Raw genomic sequence first — 17,086 nt, 5'->3', positions numbered from 1 at the left:
ATAGTAAGTACACTTCAGAATTAAAATACCCTACCTTTTATTCTTAATTATTATAAATAAGGATAAAAATCAGAAACAAATAATCGGATAATTTGGTCTTCAAAATCTTCAAAGCCTTGGTCATGTGGGCTTCAACAGCTTTTAAAGTCACTTGCATTTCTTCGGCTATTTCGGCATTTTTTTTATTCTCGAAACGTTTTTTTATAAAAACGGCTCTGGTTTTTGGAGGTAAGTCACTTATCGATTCCTGAATTAAACGCTCTAATTCGGTTAATTCTAAAGTATCAAATTGTACCGAATTTAAGATTTCGACATCCAGTTCTCTTTCCTTTTGGTTCAGAAGGTCGTTTTTAAATTTATCCTTCACTTTATTGTGTCGGATCATGTTGAGACATTTTGATTTGGCGTACGTATACAGGTAGGAGGGAATTCCGTTTAGTGATTCAATATCTTTTCTGTTTTGCCAAAGATTGAGGAAAGCTTCCTGAGCCAGATTTTCGGCTTCGTCTTTGTCATAAATAAACTGAATGCTAAAAGATTGAATGCGACGGAAGTATTTGTCGTAGAAGTACGTAAAGGCAGTTTCGTCTCCTTCTTTGAAAGATTCAAAAAGATTTAATTCGAAACTGTTATTATGGTTCATTAAACAAAATTTACTTTGAAAAGGCAATTTTGTAAATTTAAAGAACTACAACAATTTGCCAAGAAAGGGGCAAATATAAAAGTTTATTTAAATTAGTTCTAAATAAAATTTAAATAAAGAGCATTTGAAAAAATATTAGTCAGAATATGCGGAATTTTTTAAACCATATAAGCAACAGAAGTAAATTAAAGAGTATCAGTAAACTAAAAATACTCTTTATTTTAGATTCGTGATTCACAAAGTTTCAGTAGTTACTTGTATTGCTTATATGGTAAATTTAAAACAACTATAGGTTTTGTTTTTTGAAGTTAAACCAACTCAAACCAATCAGTAACAAATTAAAAAGCAACAATGGCAAAAAGGCTTTTATACCATTAGTTTTTGACGGATCTGTGAAGGTTTCTACTTTAAATTTCGACCAGTTTTCCTTAACCACCGGTGCATTTTCAAATATTTTAGGATAAAAATACAACCTCATTTTCTCATGAAAACGCTTCGTTTCCTTCAAAAATAAAAGCTGGTTTCCTAAATCAGATTTCGCAATTTCATTCAGTTGAAGCTGGGCATGCAGGGTAGGAACGAATAAAGCAATAAACTGACTCGCTTTGTTGCGCTGTTCTAACTTGGATTGCAGTTCCTGAGATTGTTTTGCCGAATCGTCGTCGCCCGCCTGCTGCATGGCGTAATACCAAAGCCAGTTAAACTCTGTATCAGGCAGAGGATATCGCTTGAATTGCGGATAATGCTGGTAAAATTTATCCATTGTGATTTTCTTATCCATATCCCATTTTTCATGATAGGCATTACGTTGTTTCACAGTCAGCTCCAGAGCTTCCGGAATAGTATATTTATTCACAATATACGTATTGATTACGGCAGGCAGTATAATAATGAGAAACAGCCAGATCGTGAGTAAAATAACCGCATTGAAATTAGAGTTTTGTTGAAGGGAAACGATAAAAAAACAGACTGCAAACCAGAAAATAAGATACAAAACACCCAGTCCGTAAAAGGCAAGAAGGGAGGAGTCAAAAGGAATTCTCAGAATCAAAACGGCTAAAAGAAGTAAAAAGGTGAACAGCGCGATCAGACTTAAAATTCGGACGTAAAACAATTTGAGAATGTATAAAAAGGTATTTTCGCTTTGCACAGACACAATTTTCCAGGTACCGCTTTCTTTTTCTTCCGAAACCAGATTGTACGAGAATGCTATAATCAAAAGAGGAAACAGATAGATAAGCACAAAGCTAAAATCGATATTTCCGGATAAAAGATTGTTCGGATTATTGAGTTCCGAGTCGTATTTCTGACCTTCCAGACCCCGAATCGTGACGCTTTGAATCGATGGATTTACATCGCGCTGACCAATTGCCAAAGGATTCAGAGGCAATGTTTTATTGATGAGAGAAAATTTGATATAGTAGAGCAGGAGTCCCATTTCGTCTTTGTGAAAAGCGGCATTTCGTGCAATATGCTCTTTTTGGTACAGTGCAGCTTCCGCAATATTGTTTTGCTGCTTTTGTTGAAACTGCTGCCCAATTAAAATACCGATGAATCCGATGAGCAGCAGGAACATCAGTCCAATTTTGGTACCTTTTGATCGAATGAAATTTTTAAAAAGTAATGTTAACATATTAGAGGGCTTTAAGGTTTTTGGCTGCAATTCGCAGGAGAGCAAAAAGCAGGATAATCCAGAGAAAAATAGAGACTACAGAGAGGATTTCGGACTTTAAAATAGCCGGGATTTCTTTTGGCTCATAATGAAATTCTTCCAAATCAGCCCAGTGTTCTTTGCTGATGGATAAAGGCTTGTCGTTTGGTCCCGGCTTTTTATTACTAATATATTTAACCTGCAAAGCATTCATTTTTTGCGCCATCGTATAGCGGTAAATTTCAGCTTGTTTTTGAAAATCGATATACGAACCATAGTCGGTATTGGATATACCCATCGACAGGTTTCGTATGGCGATATAAGGATTCAGGAACGAAACGGCCTTAGAAAAACTGTTCTGCTGATCGTAAACTTTTAGCAGCTCTTCTAAGTGTTCGTTATAAATGCGCGAACTGATTTTCTCTCCTTCCGTCATGATAAATCCCGAATAATTAAAAGGCAGTTTTTGTACCGAATCTACTTTGTAGGCGCGTAGTAGGGAATCTTTTATGGCTTTGTAATGTATGTCGTTCGGGTTGTGGCTGTCACCTTGTTTCAGAATGTCCTTTTCGATAGCACTGTTGAACTGTATTTTGGAAGGAGCTTCATAAAGATAAGCGCCAATTGCCTGAGTGGTTCTGGGTAAAATAATCGTAAGAACCAGCCAGATTCCGATTAAGGAAATCAGTGCTTTTTTAGAAGTTTTACTCGCAGCAGAAACCAAAACAGCAATGACACAAAAGAAGATCAGGTAAATAAAATGAAACAGAATAAACAATACCATTTTGATGGTTTCATCGCTTGAAATCGTAAAATCCTGTAACAGCAGCCAAAGGAATACAAGAACTAAAATGGTAGGAATAAAAATAAGCAGAATCGCACTTGCAACCCCTACTATTTTACCTGTTAAGAGTTGTTTCCAACTGATTCCCTGACTTAAAATTAATTTTAAAGTCCCGTTTTCTCTTTCGGCTGCGACAGCATTAAATCCTAAGAAAAAAATCAACAGAGGTAATAAAAGCTGTAAAACCATAGCAATACTAATCTCTCCGAAACGAAGCATACTGTTGGAGAATCCTGCTTCTGAGAAATTGGCACTGTTCTGTTTGTGTGCTTCGAGAAAGATCGCATTTCCGAAAAACGGTTCCATCCCGAATTCAAAAACGCTCAGGGGTGTACTTTTTCTAAACGCAAAATTCCCGTAATGCGCCATTCGATGCGGATTCTTATCCGGATTATTGAGCCAGTCTTCGCGTGATTCATGTTGGTATTTTTCGCTCGTCTGATTCTGGTTGCTGTAATTTTCCCAACCTGAAAAAGCGGCGTAAAGCAACAGGATCCCGATAAAAATCGTGATGATATAGACTGCTGTATTTTTAAAAACAGCCTTTTTTAAATGTCTGGCAATTAAAATTTCTTTGTGTAATGACATGATACCGTTTAAAATTTATAAGTTACAGTAAGACTGAAGTTACGTGGTGCACCGGGAAACAGGCGCAGGTAATTCTGAGCACCCAGCCAATACGTTTTATTGAATAAATTGCCCGCATTAAGAGCAATTTGCATATTGCTTTTGTTCGGTTTATAGTACAATGCAGCATCAAAAACTGTAAAATCAGGCAGGGTAAAAGCTCTTGTAAACCAGGGTACTTTGCTGCTTTGATATTGCATTCCAAAACCAACGCCCAAATCTTTTAGAGCCGAATCGGAATTGAAGTTGTAGCGTGTCCATAAATTAGCACTGTTTTTAGGTGTGTTTTGTTTTTGGGCGCCAATTAACGAAGGATCGCGATCGTTGGTGATTTTAGCATCAATGTAACTGTAAGAAGCATTTATTTGCCAGTCTGCCGTAATAAAACCGGCTATATCACACTCAAAACCACGGCTTCTCTCAGCACCTCTTGTCACGAGCAAATCCGGATTTGCAGGGTCGTTGGCATTCATCAGAATATTACGCTGATTGATTTCATAAACAGCAGCATTAAAACTTACCGAATTGTCGAAAAAAGTAGCTTTTAGTCCAACTTCTTTCAAGTTGCTTTTCAGTGGATCAAACAAACTTCCAGCTGGTAAACTTCCGGTTTGAGGCATCAAAGAGACTGTATTCGATTGTGGCTGGTAGCCTTCCAAATAAGTTGTGTAAACGTTTATTTGATTGTTTACGGCATAAGTCACTCCAATACGCGGTAGTAAGGCTGACTTTTTCACGGTTAATTCATTGTTGGATTTGTAGTTCGTAATGTCTTTAAACCATTCTTGACGCAAACCCAATAAAATGGTAAATCTTTCCCATTGTACCTGATCCTGAATGTAGATTGCATTAGTAGTGGTTAGTGCAGGGGGTAATGCGGTACGGACATTTAGGGTATAATCATCAGGACTTGTTAAAGTATAGGTTGGATTGTTCAGGTTAAAATAATTGACATTTGGTTTAGGTAACAGCACTCCGTCAACGGTTATGGTTTGATAATTGGCAGAGTTTGCAGCAACAAATGAAGGGGCTACCGTTCCGTCTTTCAATACATAACCTCTGGCCGCATTTTGTCCACCGCCTTTGGTTTTGTTCCAGCTGCTCAAATCGTAACCTGCTAATACTTTATGCTTCAGTTTTCCGGTTTTTAAATCAAAATTGAAATAAGCACTCAGGTTATCAATGTTCCAATATTGCTGACGCTGTACAAACTGCATCATGGCCAGACTGCTAACCGGTTTATTGTTCATGTCGACTGCAAAAGCATTTGTAGTTCGGTGCTCCTGAAGGTCTTCTGTCCAGGTTTGTTTCATGTATGAAGCGTTAAAACCGACTTTTGAACTGAATTTATGAGCGAAATTCGTCATCAAAATCATTTCTTTTGATTTGAAAAAATCGCTTGGAGCTCCTAAGTTCAAACCAATTGGAGTTTTGTGTAAGCTGGTAACTCCTGCTACAGCGCCAAAAATAGGCTGTCCACGATCCAGAACTCCAGTCATGTTGCTTAAAATCAGTTCTGTATTGATGGCTGTTTTTTCATTCGGAATGTAGCTGAAAGAAGGAGAAATCAAAAACGATTTGTTACGTACCAGATCCCTGAACGATTTGGCTTCCTGATAGGCACCGTTTACACGATACAAAAGTGTTTTGGATTCGTTCAATGGGCCTGTAAAATCTAAGGTTCCGCGCAAAGTGCTAAAGCTTCCTGCAGTCAGACTTATTTCTTTTCGGTCAACGGCCAAAGGTTTTTTAGTCACCATATTGATACTTCCACCCGGATCTACTGAGGAAAATGTAGCACTCGAAGGCCCTTTGATCACTTCAACTCTTTCAATATTGGTTGTTAAAGGCTGTAAAAAGTAATGTTGATGTGTTCGCATACCATTTATGATCTGGCCTTCTTCATTTTGACTGATTCCGCGAATGGTATATTGATTGTAATAACTTGCCGGGATCACCCCACTGGCCATTTTTACAGCATCGGCCAGATAGATAGCCCCTTTGTCTGCAATTAATTCTTTGGTGATCGTGGATATGGATTGCGGGATGTCTTTGTTGAGAGCGGCTGTTTTGGTGGCTGCAAAAGAATAATCGCTATTGTATTTTTTGGTCGAACGGCCAATGATTTCGACAGTTTGCAATTGGGTGTGTTCGGTTTTTACCCTGACAGAATCTTTAGGAATACTATCAGATATCTTTTTATTAACGGTTTGCGATTGGGCAAACGAAGTAATGCTTAATAAAAACAGTGAGAGAATATGGTGTTTCATTTTTTTTGGATAGGATTGAGAAAGTAATTCCCCTTTATACAGTTTGTAAATACAAATCTTCCAGTTCATTTGCCGAGATTTTATCGGCTTCGATAACAGTAACAAGGTTTCCCTGTCTCATAATGCCAATATGAGAGGCCACTTCCCGCGCTCTGAAAATATCATGCGTCGCCATTAAAATAGCGGTTCCATCAGCAGAAAGTTCTTTTAGTATTTGGGAAAACTCGTTGGAAGCTTTAGGGTCTAAGCCGCTTGTAGGTTCATCCAGTAAGAGCACTTTGGCTTTTTTGGCAATCGCAATGGCAATTCCAACTTTTTGACGCATTCCCTTAGAATAACCACCTAAATTTTGATGGTGCGCCTTAATCTGAAGCCCCGCTTTAGACAGGAAATAAGTCAGTTCTCCCTGTGAATATTTAAATCCTGCCAGCGATGAAAAGAATTTTAAGTTTTCCAGACCGGTAAGATTAGGATACAGCATGACGGTTTCGGGGATATAAGCAACGTATTTTTTCGTTTCCTGTGCGTTGTCGATGACGGATAGGTCGTTAATTTTTAGTTCTCCGTCTGTTGGAGCTATAAAACCTAGAAAAAGATTGATTGTGGTGGTTTTTCCGGCACCATTTTGCCCCAATAAAGCAAAAATTTCCCCTTCTTTAATGGTTAAGTTGAGTTTGTTTAGAGCAATATGGTCGCCATATTTTTTTGTTAGATTTTCAGCTATAAGCATAGTTTTGATGTATTTGGATGATTTTTAGTACGGGTTTTTCTTTTCAATCACAGTTATAGTGACAGCCTTTAGGGCTGAAACATGTTAACCAGTGACGAAACAGGAAGGGTAGAATTTACTGGGACAACCGAAGAGTTAGGCAAATTGGATAAACCAAAATGATCTTTCGTATCTTAATTAGAGCTGTTTTATTGAAAACAGACCCAATAAGATTATCAATGCGTTTTGCCTGATCTTTGAAAAAAAGACAAGCAAAAGCTATTTTTTAATTTTTCGGACGAGAATGCAGTAAACTAGTGAATAAATGGGGGTGCCCTAAGTGCAAAAAGACTGCCTTTGAAAACGACAGAAATTGTTTTTTCGTAAAAGAACACGCTGTAAGTTTCAACGGTTGCTTTAAGAAAAGAGTACGTTTGAAAAGTACTTGGTATAAAAGTGCTAAACGTAAAATGGCAAATCTGACAATTGTTGTCTACTGTATGACTGTGCGTGATTTGCTTTTGCCCGTCAATAGAGGTATGCTCGCAATGTTTACTTGTCAGCTGCTTGTAAACATGCTCGTAAGAATGCAGCGTCTGAAACAGCATTGCAAACAATACGGTTACAGACATAAAAAGAGGAATTAATACATTTTTCTTTTTCATTCTTAATGGAAAATGCCCATTTTTAAAGGACTTAGTAGCTTATAAACTAACGCAACGTTGTTGCAAATATAGATATCTTATTTAAAAATGTGTCAGAATCGATTATTATTTTATTAGGACTGGATTAATAAAGGGTTATTTTTTGTCAGTAGATTTTTTGAGTTTTCATAAGATGCAGTTGTATTTCAGGCCGTTTTGGAGGAGAGTTTTTGGCATAAAATAAAATTAAAAAGGGCAGTGCCAAAAATACCATTGTCGTACTTTAGAAATTATTTTGACAATATTATTCGTGTTAACATCGTTGTTTATTAGTAGTTATCTAAGTTATTGCCGGTAATCCCATTATAGATTTTCTATTTTTACTGGAAGACGATAGTGATCGGCATCGTTGATAACTCAATTCTTGATTTGACATGAACTCCACAAAATGTCAATTTTATAAACGGGCGTTCTGCTCCATAAAAAAGTAAATTATGAAAATAGGTTTAATTGGATTTGGAAAAACGGGAAAGTCAGTGGCAACTGTATTACTGGAGAATAATAAATTTTGTCTGGAATGGGTTTTAAGAAAAAGTACTGTTCTGGAAAAGAGATCTGTTTCAGAGTTTTTGGGCATTCCGTCAGAAGAACAAGGGGTCATTTATTCGAGTTCTAAAACTTCAATGGAAGAATTACTGGACAAACATCCTGTTGATGTTATTATAGATTTTTCTTCGAATGATGGCATCTATACATACGGAGAGCAGGCAGCGCAGCGAAAGGTCAAGATTATCTCGGCTATTTCTCACTACAAAGACAAAGAGTTGCAGTTCCTAAAGAAACTGGCACATAAAACTACGGTCTTTTGGTCACCCAATATTACGCTTGGGGTCAATTATTTGCTTTTTGCTGCTAAATTTTTAAAGAAAATTGCTCCCTGGGTGGATATTGAAGTAAACGAAGAACATTTTAAAAAGAAAGAAGGAACTTCAGGAACAGCCGTTAAAATTGCCGAAGCTTTAGAAATTGATAAAGACAATATCAACTCAGTAAGGGCAGGAGGAATAGTAGGTAAGCATGAGGTTATATTTGGATTCCCTTATCAGACGGTTCGTTTAATTCATGAATCGATCTCGAGAGAAGCATTTGGAAACGGAGTTGTTTTTGTTGCTGAAAATCTAAAAAACAAACCCAAAGGACTGTATAATTTTGAAGATATTTTAACACCTTATTTTACCGTCTGATCTAATAAAGTAAACCGGACAGGTTTTTAAAACCTGTCCGGTTTGTTTTTTTAAGACGATTTTATTTTAATAAACACATAGAAGCATAGAGATAATGGGGCAAAAAGGTTTCAAAATGAAATACATTTCTTCCGCATGGTTTGTTGCTTGTATTTTCAACTTATGAAATGATATTTCTGAGTTTGATAAGTCTATGTTTCTATGTGTATTTTATTAAATGATTTGATATTTTATTTTTTAAAAATTAAAGCTTTGGTATATTCGGCATTCATTTTGGCGATCGAAAGAATTGAAATACCTTGAGGACATTCAATTTCACAGGCCCTGGTGTCTGAGCAGTTTCCAAAACCCTCGGCATCCATCTGGCTTACCATGCTCAGTACTCTTTTTGGAGCTTCGATTTGTCCCTGTGGCAGCAAAGCCAAATGTGTGATTTTTGCCCCCGTAAATAAGGCTGCACTGGCATTTTTACAAGTGGCTACGCAGGCACCACACCCAATACAGGCTGCCGCATCAAAAGACGCTTCGGCAGTTTCATAGGATATGGGAATGCTATTGGCCTCTGGTGCCTGACCTGTTGAAGCTCCGATAAAACCACCGGAGGCAATGATGGTGTCAAAAGCCGAACGATCGATTTTTAAATCTCGGAGTACAGGAAAAGCTTTAGCCCGAAAAGGTTCAATATAAATAGTATCTCCATCTTTAAAACTTCGCATATGGAGCTGACAGGTTGTGGTATTCTTTAGAGGACCATGAGCTCTTCCGTTGATCATCACACCGCATTGTCCGCAAATTCCTTCCCGACAATCGTGATCAAATTCAATAACCCGTTCTTTTTTCTGAATTAAGGATTCATTCAAAAGATCGAGCATTTCTAGAAAAGACATATGTTCTGAAACCGCATCTATTTCATAATCGGTCATTTTTCCTTTAGAGGAACTATCAGATTGCCGCCATATTTTAAGAGAAAGTTTCATATTTCTTCAACTTTTGATTATTTGTAACTTCTTACTGCAAGTTCAACCGATTCAAATACGAGGGGCTCTTTGTGTAATTCAGGCGGTTTGGCTTCCCCTTTCCATTCCCATGCTGAAACATAGCAGAAATCATTATCATTTCGAACTGCTTCACCATCGGTAGTTTGGTATTCTTCGCGAAAGTGAGCTCCACAGGATTCTTCTCTTTGTAAAGCATCGTAACACATTAATTCGGCCAGTTCTATATAATCGGCAATTCTTCCGGCTTTTTCGAGTTCACTGTTTAAGGTATCATCTCCGGTAATCAGTAAATCTTTTTCAAAAGAAGCTTTCAGGGCTTTTATATCTTCGATGGCTTCTTCCAGTTTTTCTTTGCTTCTCGAAAGACCACATTTTTCATAAAGTAATCGTCCAATTTTTTTATGAAAGTGATCGGTTGAAAGTGTGCCTTTGCTATTTAAAAAACGATCGAGCTGCGTTCTCACGGATTTTTCGGCTTCTTCAAAAGCGGGGTGGTCGATGGTTGCTTTTGGAGCGTTTAATTCTCCAGCCAAATAATTCGGAATCGTATACGGAGCAATAAAATAGCCGTCTACGCAAGCCTGAAGCAAAGAATTCGCTCCGAGTCTGTTAGCGCCATGATCGGCAAAATTGGCTTCCCCCAAAGCAAATAGCCCGGGAATACTGGTCATTAATTCATAATCGACCCAAAGTCCACCCATAGTAAAATGGGCCGCGGGAGAAATTAGCATAGGTTCTTTGTAAGCGTTGATACCGGTAATTTTTTCATACATGGCAAACAGATTACTGTATTTGGCTTCAATAGTATTTTTCCCCTGTGCTTTTATAGCATCTGCAAAGTCGAGATAAATAGCGTTTTTCATTGGTCCGACACCATGTCCGGCATCAATCCGTTCCTTAGCTGCACGCGATGAAATATCACGTGGTGCCAGATTTCCAAAAGAGGGGTAACGACGTTCGAGATAATAATCACGTTCTTCTTCGGGAATGGTATTGGGATTTCGTGCGTCCTCGGCTTTTTTCGGAACCCAGATCCGACCATCGTTCCGCAATGATTCTGACATTAAAGTGAGTTTAGATTGGTTGGCTCCGTGTTGTGGAAGTGAGGTAGGGTGGAACTGAATCCAGCTTACTCCGGCCATATAAGCGCCTTTTTTATGTGCTCGCCAGATGGCAGAACTGTTGCAGCCCATAGCCAGTGTAGAAAGATAATATACTTTTCCGTAGCCTCCCGAAGCCAGTACAACGGCATCGGCAACATGACGTTCTAAAGCTCCTGTTTCGAGATTTCGGGCTATAATGCCTTTTGCTTTTCCATCAATAATTACTAATTCCAGCATTTCATGACGGGTGTGCATGGTTACTTTTCCTAAGGATACCTGACGCAACAATCCCTGATAAGCACCTAATAAAAGCTGCTGGCCGGTTTGTCCGCGTGCGTAGAAGGTTCTTGAAACCTGAACGCCTCCAAAAGATCTGTTGTTTAAATATCCGGCATATTCTCTGGCAAAAGGAACGCCTTGCGCCACAGCATGGTCGATCAAATGTGCGGAACATTCAGCCAAACGATATACATTGGCTTCCCGGGATCTGAAATCACCACCTTTGATGGTATCATAAAACATTCTGAAAGTACTGTCGCCATCGTTTTTGTAGTTTTTTGCAGCGTTAACTCCTCCCTGTGCCGCCACAGAGTGGGCACGTCGGGCAGAATCCTGAAAACAAAACGATTGAATAGTATAACCCTGTTCAGCCAGAGACGCTGCGCAGGATGCACCTGCAAGTCCGGTTCCAACAACAATAACGTTCAGTTTTTTTCTGTTGGCTGGATTTACAAGCCTTGCTTTTGCTTTGTAATTATTCCATTTATCGGCTAGTGGACCTTCGGGTATTTTGGAGTCAATCATTTTTATTTTAGTTTAAAATGAATTTATACACAAATTTTATAAGTGACTTGATTTAAAAGGAGGTCTAATTTACTATAAAAAAATGATTTTTTGTAAAGAAAAAACTATTATTTGAACGGTATATTGCAATTCAAAATAATTGGGTTAGGAGCTTAGCATACAAATCTATGTTTCTATGGGTTAAGTGTTTTTCACGCAGATTTGGCAGATTTTTTTTTGATTATTATTAAACACCTGGAAACATAGATTTTCTAATTGGAATGGTGTGTTTTGTTTCAATTAGTTAGGAAATCCTATGTGAAGGAAATAAGTTTCCTTTACGTATTGAATATATAAATCTATGTTTCTATGGGTTAAGTGTTTTTCATACCTTCTGTAAGTACTATTTGATGAATTTTTCAACATTCGGGATTTTCTCAAGTGCCTTTGTATTTTCGGCCAGCAGTTTAGCAGCAGCTTCATTTATTTTGCTTGCCGGAATTGCTTTCCATTTGTTGATGTCCTTTTCGAAATCGTTTCCAAACAAAACTCTTGATAAATCTCTTATCACGCAATAAGCGGCAATTGAATGACCATTATCGCTATCATAGTTTCCGGTATTGATAAAAAACTGCAATCGTTTCAGCAGACCTTCCTGAGAATAAAGAGAAACTTCAGTTAATTTGCCTCTGTATTCCAGATCGGCAGAACCGACACCTTTTAATTTTGGGAATAGTTTATAATCGGCAAAGTGTCTCCCTTCATGACCAATGTAGCTAACTCTAAAGTTTTCGGATTTTAAGTCATAGGCTTTTTTTACGCAAAACAAAGCTTCTTTTGTGGCCCAGCCCGCAGGATAATAGCGTCCCAAAGTAGCATATTCGCTCCAGCCCAGGGTGACAAAATCGTCCATAAAATAGATTTTAATTGGAGTTTCTTTTCCATCATAGGTAACTTTATAGATGGTGTCTTTTTCTGTTTTCCAAACCAGTAAGTCATATAAACCTCCCGTTTTTCCAAATCCGGTCGTATGATAACCTAAACTTGCGATGTATTTTTTTTGATAGACATTGATGCTGTCTTCGTTAAGCGTCAGGTTTTTAGCAGATGGAAAATTCGTTTTAAGAAAATTCGAAACGTTTTTTAGGATCAGTGTATCGGTTTTCTTTTCTTTGTTTAAGAAAGAGAAACGCCAGTAATCTCTGTAAATCTTTAATAACGGATCTATTTTTGATTTTCGCGTTTCCAGAAAATCACTTTTGTCTTCTGCAAACTTAAATCGGTTTTCAAAGTTGGTTTTGAATTTTAAGTCTTTATCAGCTATCTTTTTATTGGGATCGATTTCCAATAGTGGCAAAGCTGATTTTGGATTCCCATCTAAAGCCAGCGAGTAGATTTTAGTGTAATTCAGTTTTATGCTGTCGTTTGGAGTGGTCTGAGCATTTATTTTCGAAAATGAAAAGAAAGTGAAAATGAGTAAAGTGGTAAGTTTTAAAGTTCTCATGTAGTAAGGTTTGGATTAATGGATTAGCGTTTTTTATACTATAGAGACTTTTATTTTGATTTTGTTACAGTTTTAATTTTTTTAAACAATAAACCGGACAGGTTTTAGTAACCTGTCCGGTTTGTTGTTTGTAACGATAGGAATAATTATTTTTCGATTATCATGGTCACGCCTTGTCCTCCGGCGGCGCAGATTGAAATTAGTCCGCGTCCGGATCCTTTTTCGTTTAACAGTTTAGCCATAACACCAATGATACGACCTCCTGTGGCAGCAAAGGGATGTGCTGCTGCAAGACTGCTTCCTTTCACATTTAGTTTTTCGCGATCGATTGCTCCTAGGGTTTTAGGAAGTCCAATTTGAGCACTTAGCTCGGGGCTTTCCCAGATTTTCAGAGTGGCCAAAACCTGAGCGGCAAAAGCTTCGTGAATTTCGTAATAATCAAAATCCTGTAAGGCCAAACTTGCTTTATCAAGCATGCGGCTGACAGCAAACAAAGGAGCCAATAAAAGGTTCTGCTGGTTTTTGACATATTCGATGGCAGCAATTTCAGCAAAGGTGATGTAAGCTAAAATGGGCAGATCATGTTCTTTTGCCCATTCCTCACTGGCTAAAAGAATGCAGGAAGCGCCATCGGTTAGCGGAGTTGAATTTCCTGCAGTTAAGGTTCCATTGATTTTGTCGAAGGCAGGTTTTAGCCTGGCCAATTTTTCCAGCGTACTGTCTTTTCTTAAATTATTGTCCCTGTCAAGTCCGTGGAAGGGAGTAATCATATCGTCAAAAAAGCCGTCATCGTATGCTTTCGCCATATTCAGATGACTTTTAAGCGCAAAGTTGTCCTGATCTTCGCGAGAGATTTTGTAATGTTTGGCAGTGATTTCGGTGTGACCTCCCATTGAAAGTCCGGTTTGAACTTCTTCATTCTTGGGAACCAGCGGGGCCAAATCTCCAGGGCGAATTTTTAGAAAGAACTTTATTTTTTCGGTAATTGATTTTGCATTTCTGACATGGAGTAGAATTTTCCGAAGTTTATCGCTCACCGCCATCGGAATATCACTTATAGAATCAACACCTCCGGCAATTCCGCATTCAATTTGTCCCAATGCAATTTTGTTGGCAATATAAATAGCACTTTCGATTCCGGTATCACAGGCCTGCTGCAAGTCGCAGGCAGGAGTAGCGGGATCTAGTGTTGTTTTCAGGACACATTCCCTCATTAGATTATTGTCGTAAGTATGTTTGATTACGGCCCCTCCGGCAACTTCACCGATTAATTTTCCTTTCAGATTGTATTGGGTGACAAGACCATCAAGAGCAGCGGTCATCATTTGTTGATTTCCAACTTCGGCGTAGGCAGTATTAGCTCTTGCAAACGGAATACGGTTGTATCCCACAATAGCTACTTTTTTGATTGTGTTAGTGTGATTCATAATTGAGATTGTGTTTTTGTCCTTAAAGATAAGCAGAGTTATTTACTATTGATGATTTTATAATCCAAAATGATAGGTCTTGAGGTGATATTCAAGGATTTGGTTTTTAATTATATTTATTTAGAATAATTAAAAATAATTTGCAAAAAAATGTTTTAGCCCTTACTTTTGCCAGCGAAATAAAAACCAATAAAAAATAATAATGAATACCATGAGAATAAAAAAAGTTTTATTTTTTCTGATTTTCCTAAACTCATTAGTGATGATGGGGCAGGAACACGGAAAAGTAATCGGAAGAGTTTCCTTAACCGGAAATGTGCCGGCAGAAAATGTTGCTGTTGCTCTTAGAGGAACAAGGTACAGTGCTATTACGAACGAACACGGACAGTACGAAATTAAAAATGTTAAACCTGCCAGTTATACCATCAGCATTAGTGCAGTTGGAATTCGTCCCGTTGAAGACAGAATTACAGTGACATCAAAGCAAACGACAACTAAAAACTTCATGCTTTCGGAGAGCCAGGAAGATTTGGACGAAGTGGTGATTACTAAAAACAAATACAAGCAAGACAAGCCTTCTTTATCCTTACGTCTTCAAACACCTGTATTGGAAATTCCACAAAATATTCAGATTGTGAGTGGTCAGACATTAAAAGATCAACAGATTGTAAGTATGAGTGACGGAGTAATTCGAAATGTGAGTGGGGCAATACGTTCTGAGCACTGGGGAGATTTGTATACGAATATAAAAATGCGTGGTTCACAGGTTCAGGCGTTCCGTAATGGTTTCAACGTAGTTTCTTCTTCCTGGGGACCGCTTACGGAAGATATGAGTTTTGTAGATCATATTGAGTTTGTGAAAGGACCTGCAGGATTTATGCTTTCCGTTGGTGATCCAAGTGGTTTGTATAACGTAGTGACTAAAAAACCAACCGGAATTACAAAAGGAGAAGCCAGTGTAATGGCGGGAAGCTATGATTTTTACAGAGCGAGTATCGATCTTGATGGGAAACTGGATAAAAAAGGAAAGCTATTGTATCGTTTTAATGCTGCTGCCCAAAACAGAGGTGCGCATCGTGCATTTGAACACAATAACCGCTATGTAATTGCTCCGGTAATCACGTATCAGGTTGATGATAAAACAAAAATTACAGCAGAGTACAACTTTCAGTATGCCAACATGACTGAGGTAGGATCTTATTATGTCTTTGGACCTAAAGCTGAAGGATATGCCACATTACCGGTTGGATTTACTTTGACACAACCGGGTATACCGGATACTAATATTCAGGATCATAGCGGATATCTTATGTTTGAGCACAAGTTTGATGACAACTGGAAACTGACAGCACAAACTTCTTATTTCAAATACATTCAGCAAGGGTACAGTTCATGGCCTGCCAGCGTTGGCTCAAGTGAAAATACCCTTGGTAAAGGCAACATTATTAGAAATGTGGGTATCTGGGATGCAGAAAGTAATATGTATTTAGGTCAGGTATTCGTAAACGGGAAGTTCAATACAGGAGCTGTTACACATAAAATACTAAGTGGTGTAGATTTAGGAAGTAAAGATTATATGGCAGATTGGGGACAGTCTCATGATCTTGATACAGCTGCAAATCCATTTAATGTTTACAATCCAAATTACGGGACGCCTTCTAACGGTTTTCCCGTTTTCAATCGTACAACACCGCTTTCAGTCAGAGCTGGTGGTAAATTAACACAAGAATACGCAGCAGGTTATATTCAGGATGAACTTGGTTTCTTTGAGAATAAATTGAGATTGACTCTTGCAGCACGATATACCTGGATTAGCCAAAACAGTTGGGGAACAATTGAATCTGATAGTCATATTACACCACGTGTAGGATTTAGTTATTCGGTGACCGATAATTTAGCTCTTTATGGTTTGTACGATCAGGCATTTATACCGCAGTCCGGAATTATTAAAAATGGTGATCAGGTAAAACCGATAACCGGAAATAATGTGGAATTTGGAATTAAGAAAGATTGGTTTGACGGATCGTGGAGTACTACATTAGCAGCTTATAGAATCGTAAAACAGAATGAACTTGCTGCCGATCCAACGAACGGACCAAATGATATTTATAAAATTGTTTTGGGAGAGAAAAGAGCGGAGGGTATTGAATTTGACATTAGAGGAAGGTTATTAGACGGACTTAATCTTGTTGCTAATTATGCTTTTACAGAATCTATAGTAACAAGTTCGGTTATTCCAAAAATAACGGTGGGTTCAGTTGTACCGGGATTTGCTAAGCATAGTGCAAATGCGTGGTTGAACTACAGCATTCAAAGCGGAAAGTTAAAAGGACTGGGGGCTTCTATAGGAGGGACTTATCTTGCAGGCCGTCAAACGGACAGTTGGAGTGTAGGAGGTATCAGCTTACCCAACTATTTTAAACTGGATGGAGGTTTATCTTATGAAACCGGGAAGTTTAAGGTTACAGCAAATGTGTTTAATATTCTGGACAAATACCTGTACAGTGGATCTTACTATGAATGGCTTTCTGCTTACTATTGGCAAACAGAAGCACCAAGAAATTTTAGAGTGGGGGTAACGTATAAGTTTTAATTTTTTAGGTTCTAAGAAGCTAAGGTACTGAGGTGCTAAGGTTCTA

General features: G+C 38.1%; 12 protein-coding genes. 2 read left to right on the top strand and 10 right to left on the bottom strand.

The features are described from left to right. Positions 1-43: 43 nt before the first annotated feature. The 6 genes from LNQ34_RS20780 to LNQ34_RS20755 all read right to left on the bottom strand — a co-directional run bounded on the left by LNQ34_RS20780 (position 44) and on the right by LNQ34_RS20755 (position 7,409). Positions 44-643, bottom strand: coding sequence for an RNA polymerase sigma-70 factor (locus LNQ34_RS20780; protein WP_230001099.1), 600 nt, complete (start codon positions 641-643; stop codon positions 44-46). Between the two features lie 286 nt (positions 644-929). Next, the gene (locus tag LNQ34_RS20775) at positions 930-2,276 is read right to left on the bottom strand and encodes a DUF3526 domain-containing protein (RefSeq protein ID WP_230001098.1); all 1,347 of its coding nucleotides are present in this window, start codon (positions 2,274-2,276) and stop codon (positions 930-932) included. A 1-nt stretch (position 2,277) separates the two neighbouring features. Continuing rightward, the gene (locus LNQ34_RS20770; RefSeq protein WP_230001097.1) at positions 2,278-3,726 is read right to left on the bottom strand and encodes an ABC transporter permease; all 1,449 of its coding nucleotides are present in this window, start codon (positions 3,724-3,726) and stop codon (positions 2,278-2,280) included. Between the two features lie 8 nt (positions 3,727-3,734). After that, on the bottom strand, positions 3,735-6,104 hold the full coding sequence (locus LNQ34_RS20765; protein ID WP_230001096.1) for a TonB-dependent siderophore receptor: 2,370 nt from the start codon (positions 6,102-6,104) through the stop codon (positions 3,735-3,737). Continuing rightward, positions 6,070-6,765 (bottom strand): ABC transporter ATP-binding protein, encoded by a 696-nt coding sequence (locus LNQ34_RS20760; protein WP_202701783.1) that lies wholly within the window; start codon positions 6,763-6,765, stop codon positions 6,070-6,072. The genes LNQ34_RS20765 and LNQ34_RS20760 overlap by 35 nt, the downstream gene beginning before the upstream one ends. Before the next feature lie 293 nt (positions 6,766-7,058). Continuing rightward, positions 7,059-7,409, bottom strand: coding sequence for a hypothetical protein (locus LNQ34_RS20755; protein ID WP_230001095.1), 351 nt, complete (start codon positions 7,407-7,409; stop codon positions 7,059-7,061). 473 nt (positions 7,410-7,882) lie between these two features. Here LNQ34_RS20755 and LNQ34_RS20750 point away from each other — a divergent pair, with 473 nt between their 5' ends. Further along, entirely contained in the window at positions 7,883-8,632 is a 750-nt protein-coding gene (locus LNQ34_RS20750; protein ID WP_230001094.1) for a 4-hydroxy-tetrahydrodipicolinate reductase, read from the top strand. Positions 8,633-8,862: 230 nt separating this feature from the next. Here LNQ34_RS20750 and LNQ34_RS20745 read toward each other — a convergent pair whose 3' ends face one another. The 4 genes from LNQ34_RS20745 to LNQ34_RS20730 form a co-directional block, all read right to left on the bottom strand. Beyond that, entirely contained in the window at positions 8,863-9,609 is a 747-nt protein-coding gene (locus LNQ34_RS20745) for a succinate dehydrogenase/fumarate reductase iron-sulfur subunit (RefSeq protein ID WP_230001093.1), read from the bottom strand. A gap of 17 nt (positions 9,610-9,626) precedes the next feature. Continuing rightward, positions 9,627-11,537: a fumarate reductase/succinate dehydrogenase flavoprotein subunit gene (locus LNQ34_RS20740; protein ID WP_230001092.1), complete on the bottom strand. Its 1,911-nt coding sequence runs from the start codon at positions 11,535-11,537 to the stop codon at positions 9,627-9,629. A gap of 382 nt (positions 11,538-11,919) precedes the next feature. After that, positions 11,920-13,020: a hypothetical protein gene (locus tag LNQ34_RS20735; RefSeq protein ID WP_230001091.1), complete on the bottom strand. Its 1,101-nt coding sequence runs from the start codon at positions 13,018-13,020 to the stop codon at positions 11,920-11,922. A 146-nt stretch (positions 13,021-13,166) separates the two neighbouring features. Further along, positions 13,167-14,447 carry an acetyl-CoA C-acetyltransferase gene (locus LNQ34_RS20730; RefSeq protein WP_230001090.1) on the bottom strand — a complete coding sequence of 427 codons (1,281 nt, stop codon included), beginning with the start codon at positions 14,445-14,447 and terminating at the stop codon, positions 13,167-13,169. 211 nt (positions 14,448-14,658) lie between these two features. On the opposite strand from LNQ34_RS20730, the gene LNQ34_RS20725 reads away from it, so the two are divergent. Next, a complete protein-coding gene (locus LNQ34_RS20725) occupies positions 14,659-17,040 on the top strand; it encodes a TonB-dependent receptor (RefSeq protein ID WP_230001089.1) in 2,382 nt (793 codons plus the stop codon). Positions 17,041-17,086: the final 46 nt, after the last annotated feature.

Origin of the sequence: Flavobacterium lipolyticum, assembly GCF_020905335.1 — a bacterium.
In the GTDB taxonomy this organism is placed as follows: domain Bacteria; phylum Bacteroidota; class Bacteroidia; order Flavobacteriales; family Flavobacteriaceae; genus Flavobacterium; species Flavobacterium lipolyticum.
The sequence above is the reverse complement of the archived record's forward strand: the minus strand, read 5'-3'. Positions and strand labels throughout refer to the sequence as shown.

What these genes read in the sequence shown, in the direction of transcription:
- LNQ34_RS20780 (WP_230001099.1), bottom strand. Translation starts at nt 643, where the DNA reads ATGAACCATAATAACAGTTTCGAATTAAATCTTTTTGAATCTTTCAAA.
- LNQ34_RS20775 (WP_230001098.1), bottom strand. Translation starts at nt 2,276, where the DNA reads ATGTTAACATTACTTTTTAAAAATTTCATTCGATCAAAAGGTACCAAA.
- LNQ34_RS20770 (WP_230001097.1), bottom strand. Translation starts at nt 3,726, where the DNA reads ATGTCATTACACAAAGAAATTTTAATTGCCAGACATTTAAAAAAGGCT.
- LNQ34_RS20765 (WP_230001096.1), bottom strand. Translation starts at nt 6,104, where the DNA reads ATGAACTGGAAGATTTGTATTTACAAACTGTATAAAGGGGAATTACTT.
- LNQ34_RS20760 (WP_202701783.1), bottom strand. Translation starts at nt 6,765, where the DNA reads ATGCTTATAGCTGAAAATCTAACAAAAAAATATGGCGACCATATTGCT.
- LNQ34_RS20755 (WP_230001095.1), bottom strand. Translation starts at nt 7,409, where the DNA reads ATGAAAAAGAAAAATGTATTAATTCCTCTTTTTATGTCTGTAACCGTA.
- LNQ34_RS20750 (WP_230001094.1), top strand. Translation starts at nt 7,883, where the DNA reads ATGAAAATAGGTTTAATTGGATTTGGAAAAACGGGAAAGTCAGTGGCA.
- LNQ34_RS20745 (WP_230001093.1), bottom strand. Translation starts at nt 9,609, where the DNA reads ATGAAACTTTCTCTTAAAATATGGCGGCAATCTGATAGTTCCTCTAAA.
- LNQ34_RS20740 (WP_230001092.1), bottom strand. Translation starts at nt 11,537, where the DNA reads ATGATTGACTCCAAAATACCCGAAGGTCCACTAGCCGATAAATGGAAT.
- LNQ34_RS20735 (WP_230001091.1), bottom strand. Translation starts at nt 13,020, where the DNA reads ATGAGAACTTTAAAACTTACCACTTTACTCATTTTCACTTTCTTTTCA.
- LNQ34_RS20730 (WP_230001090.1), bottom strand. Translation starts at nt 14,447, where the DNA reads ATGAATCACACTAACACAATCAAAAAAGTAGCTATTGTGGGATACAAC.
- LNQ34_RS20725 (WP_230001089.1), top strand. Translation starts at nt 14,659, where the DNA reads ATGAGAATAAAAAAAGTTTTATTTTTTCTGATTTTCCTAAACTCATTA.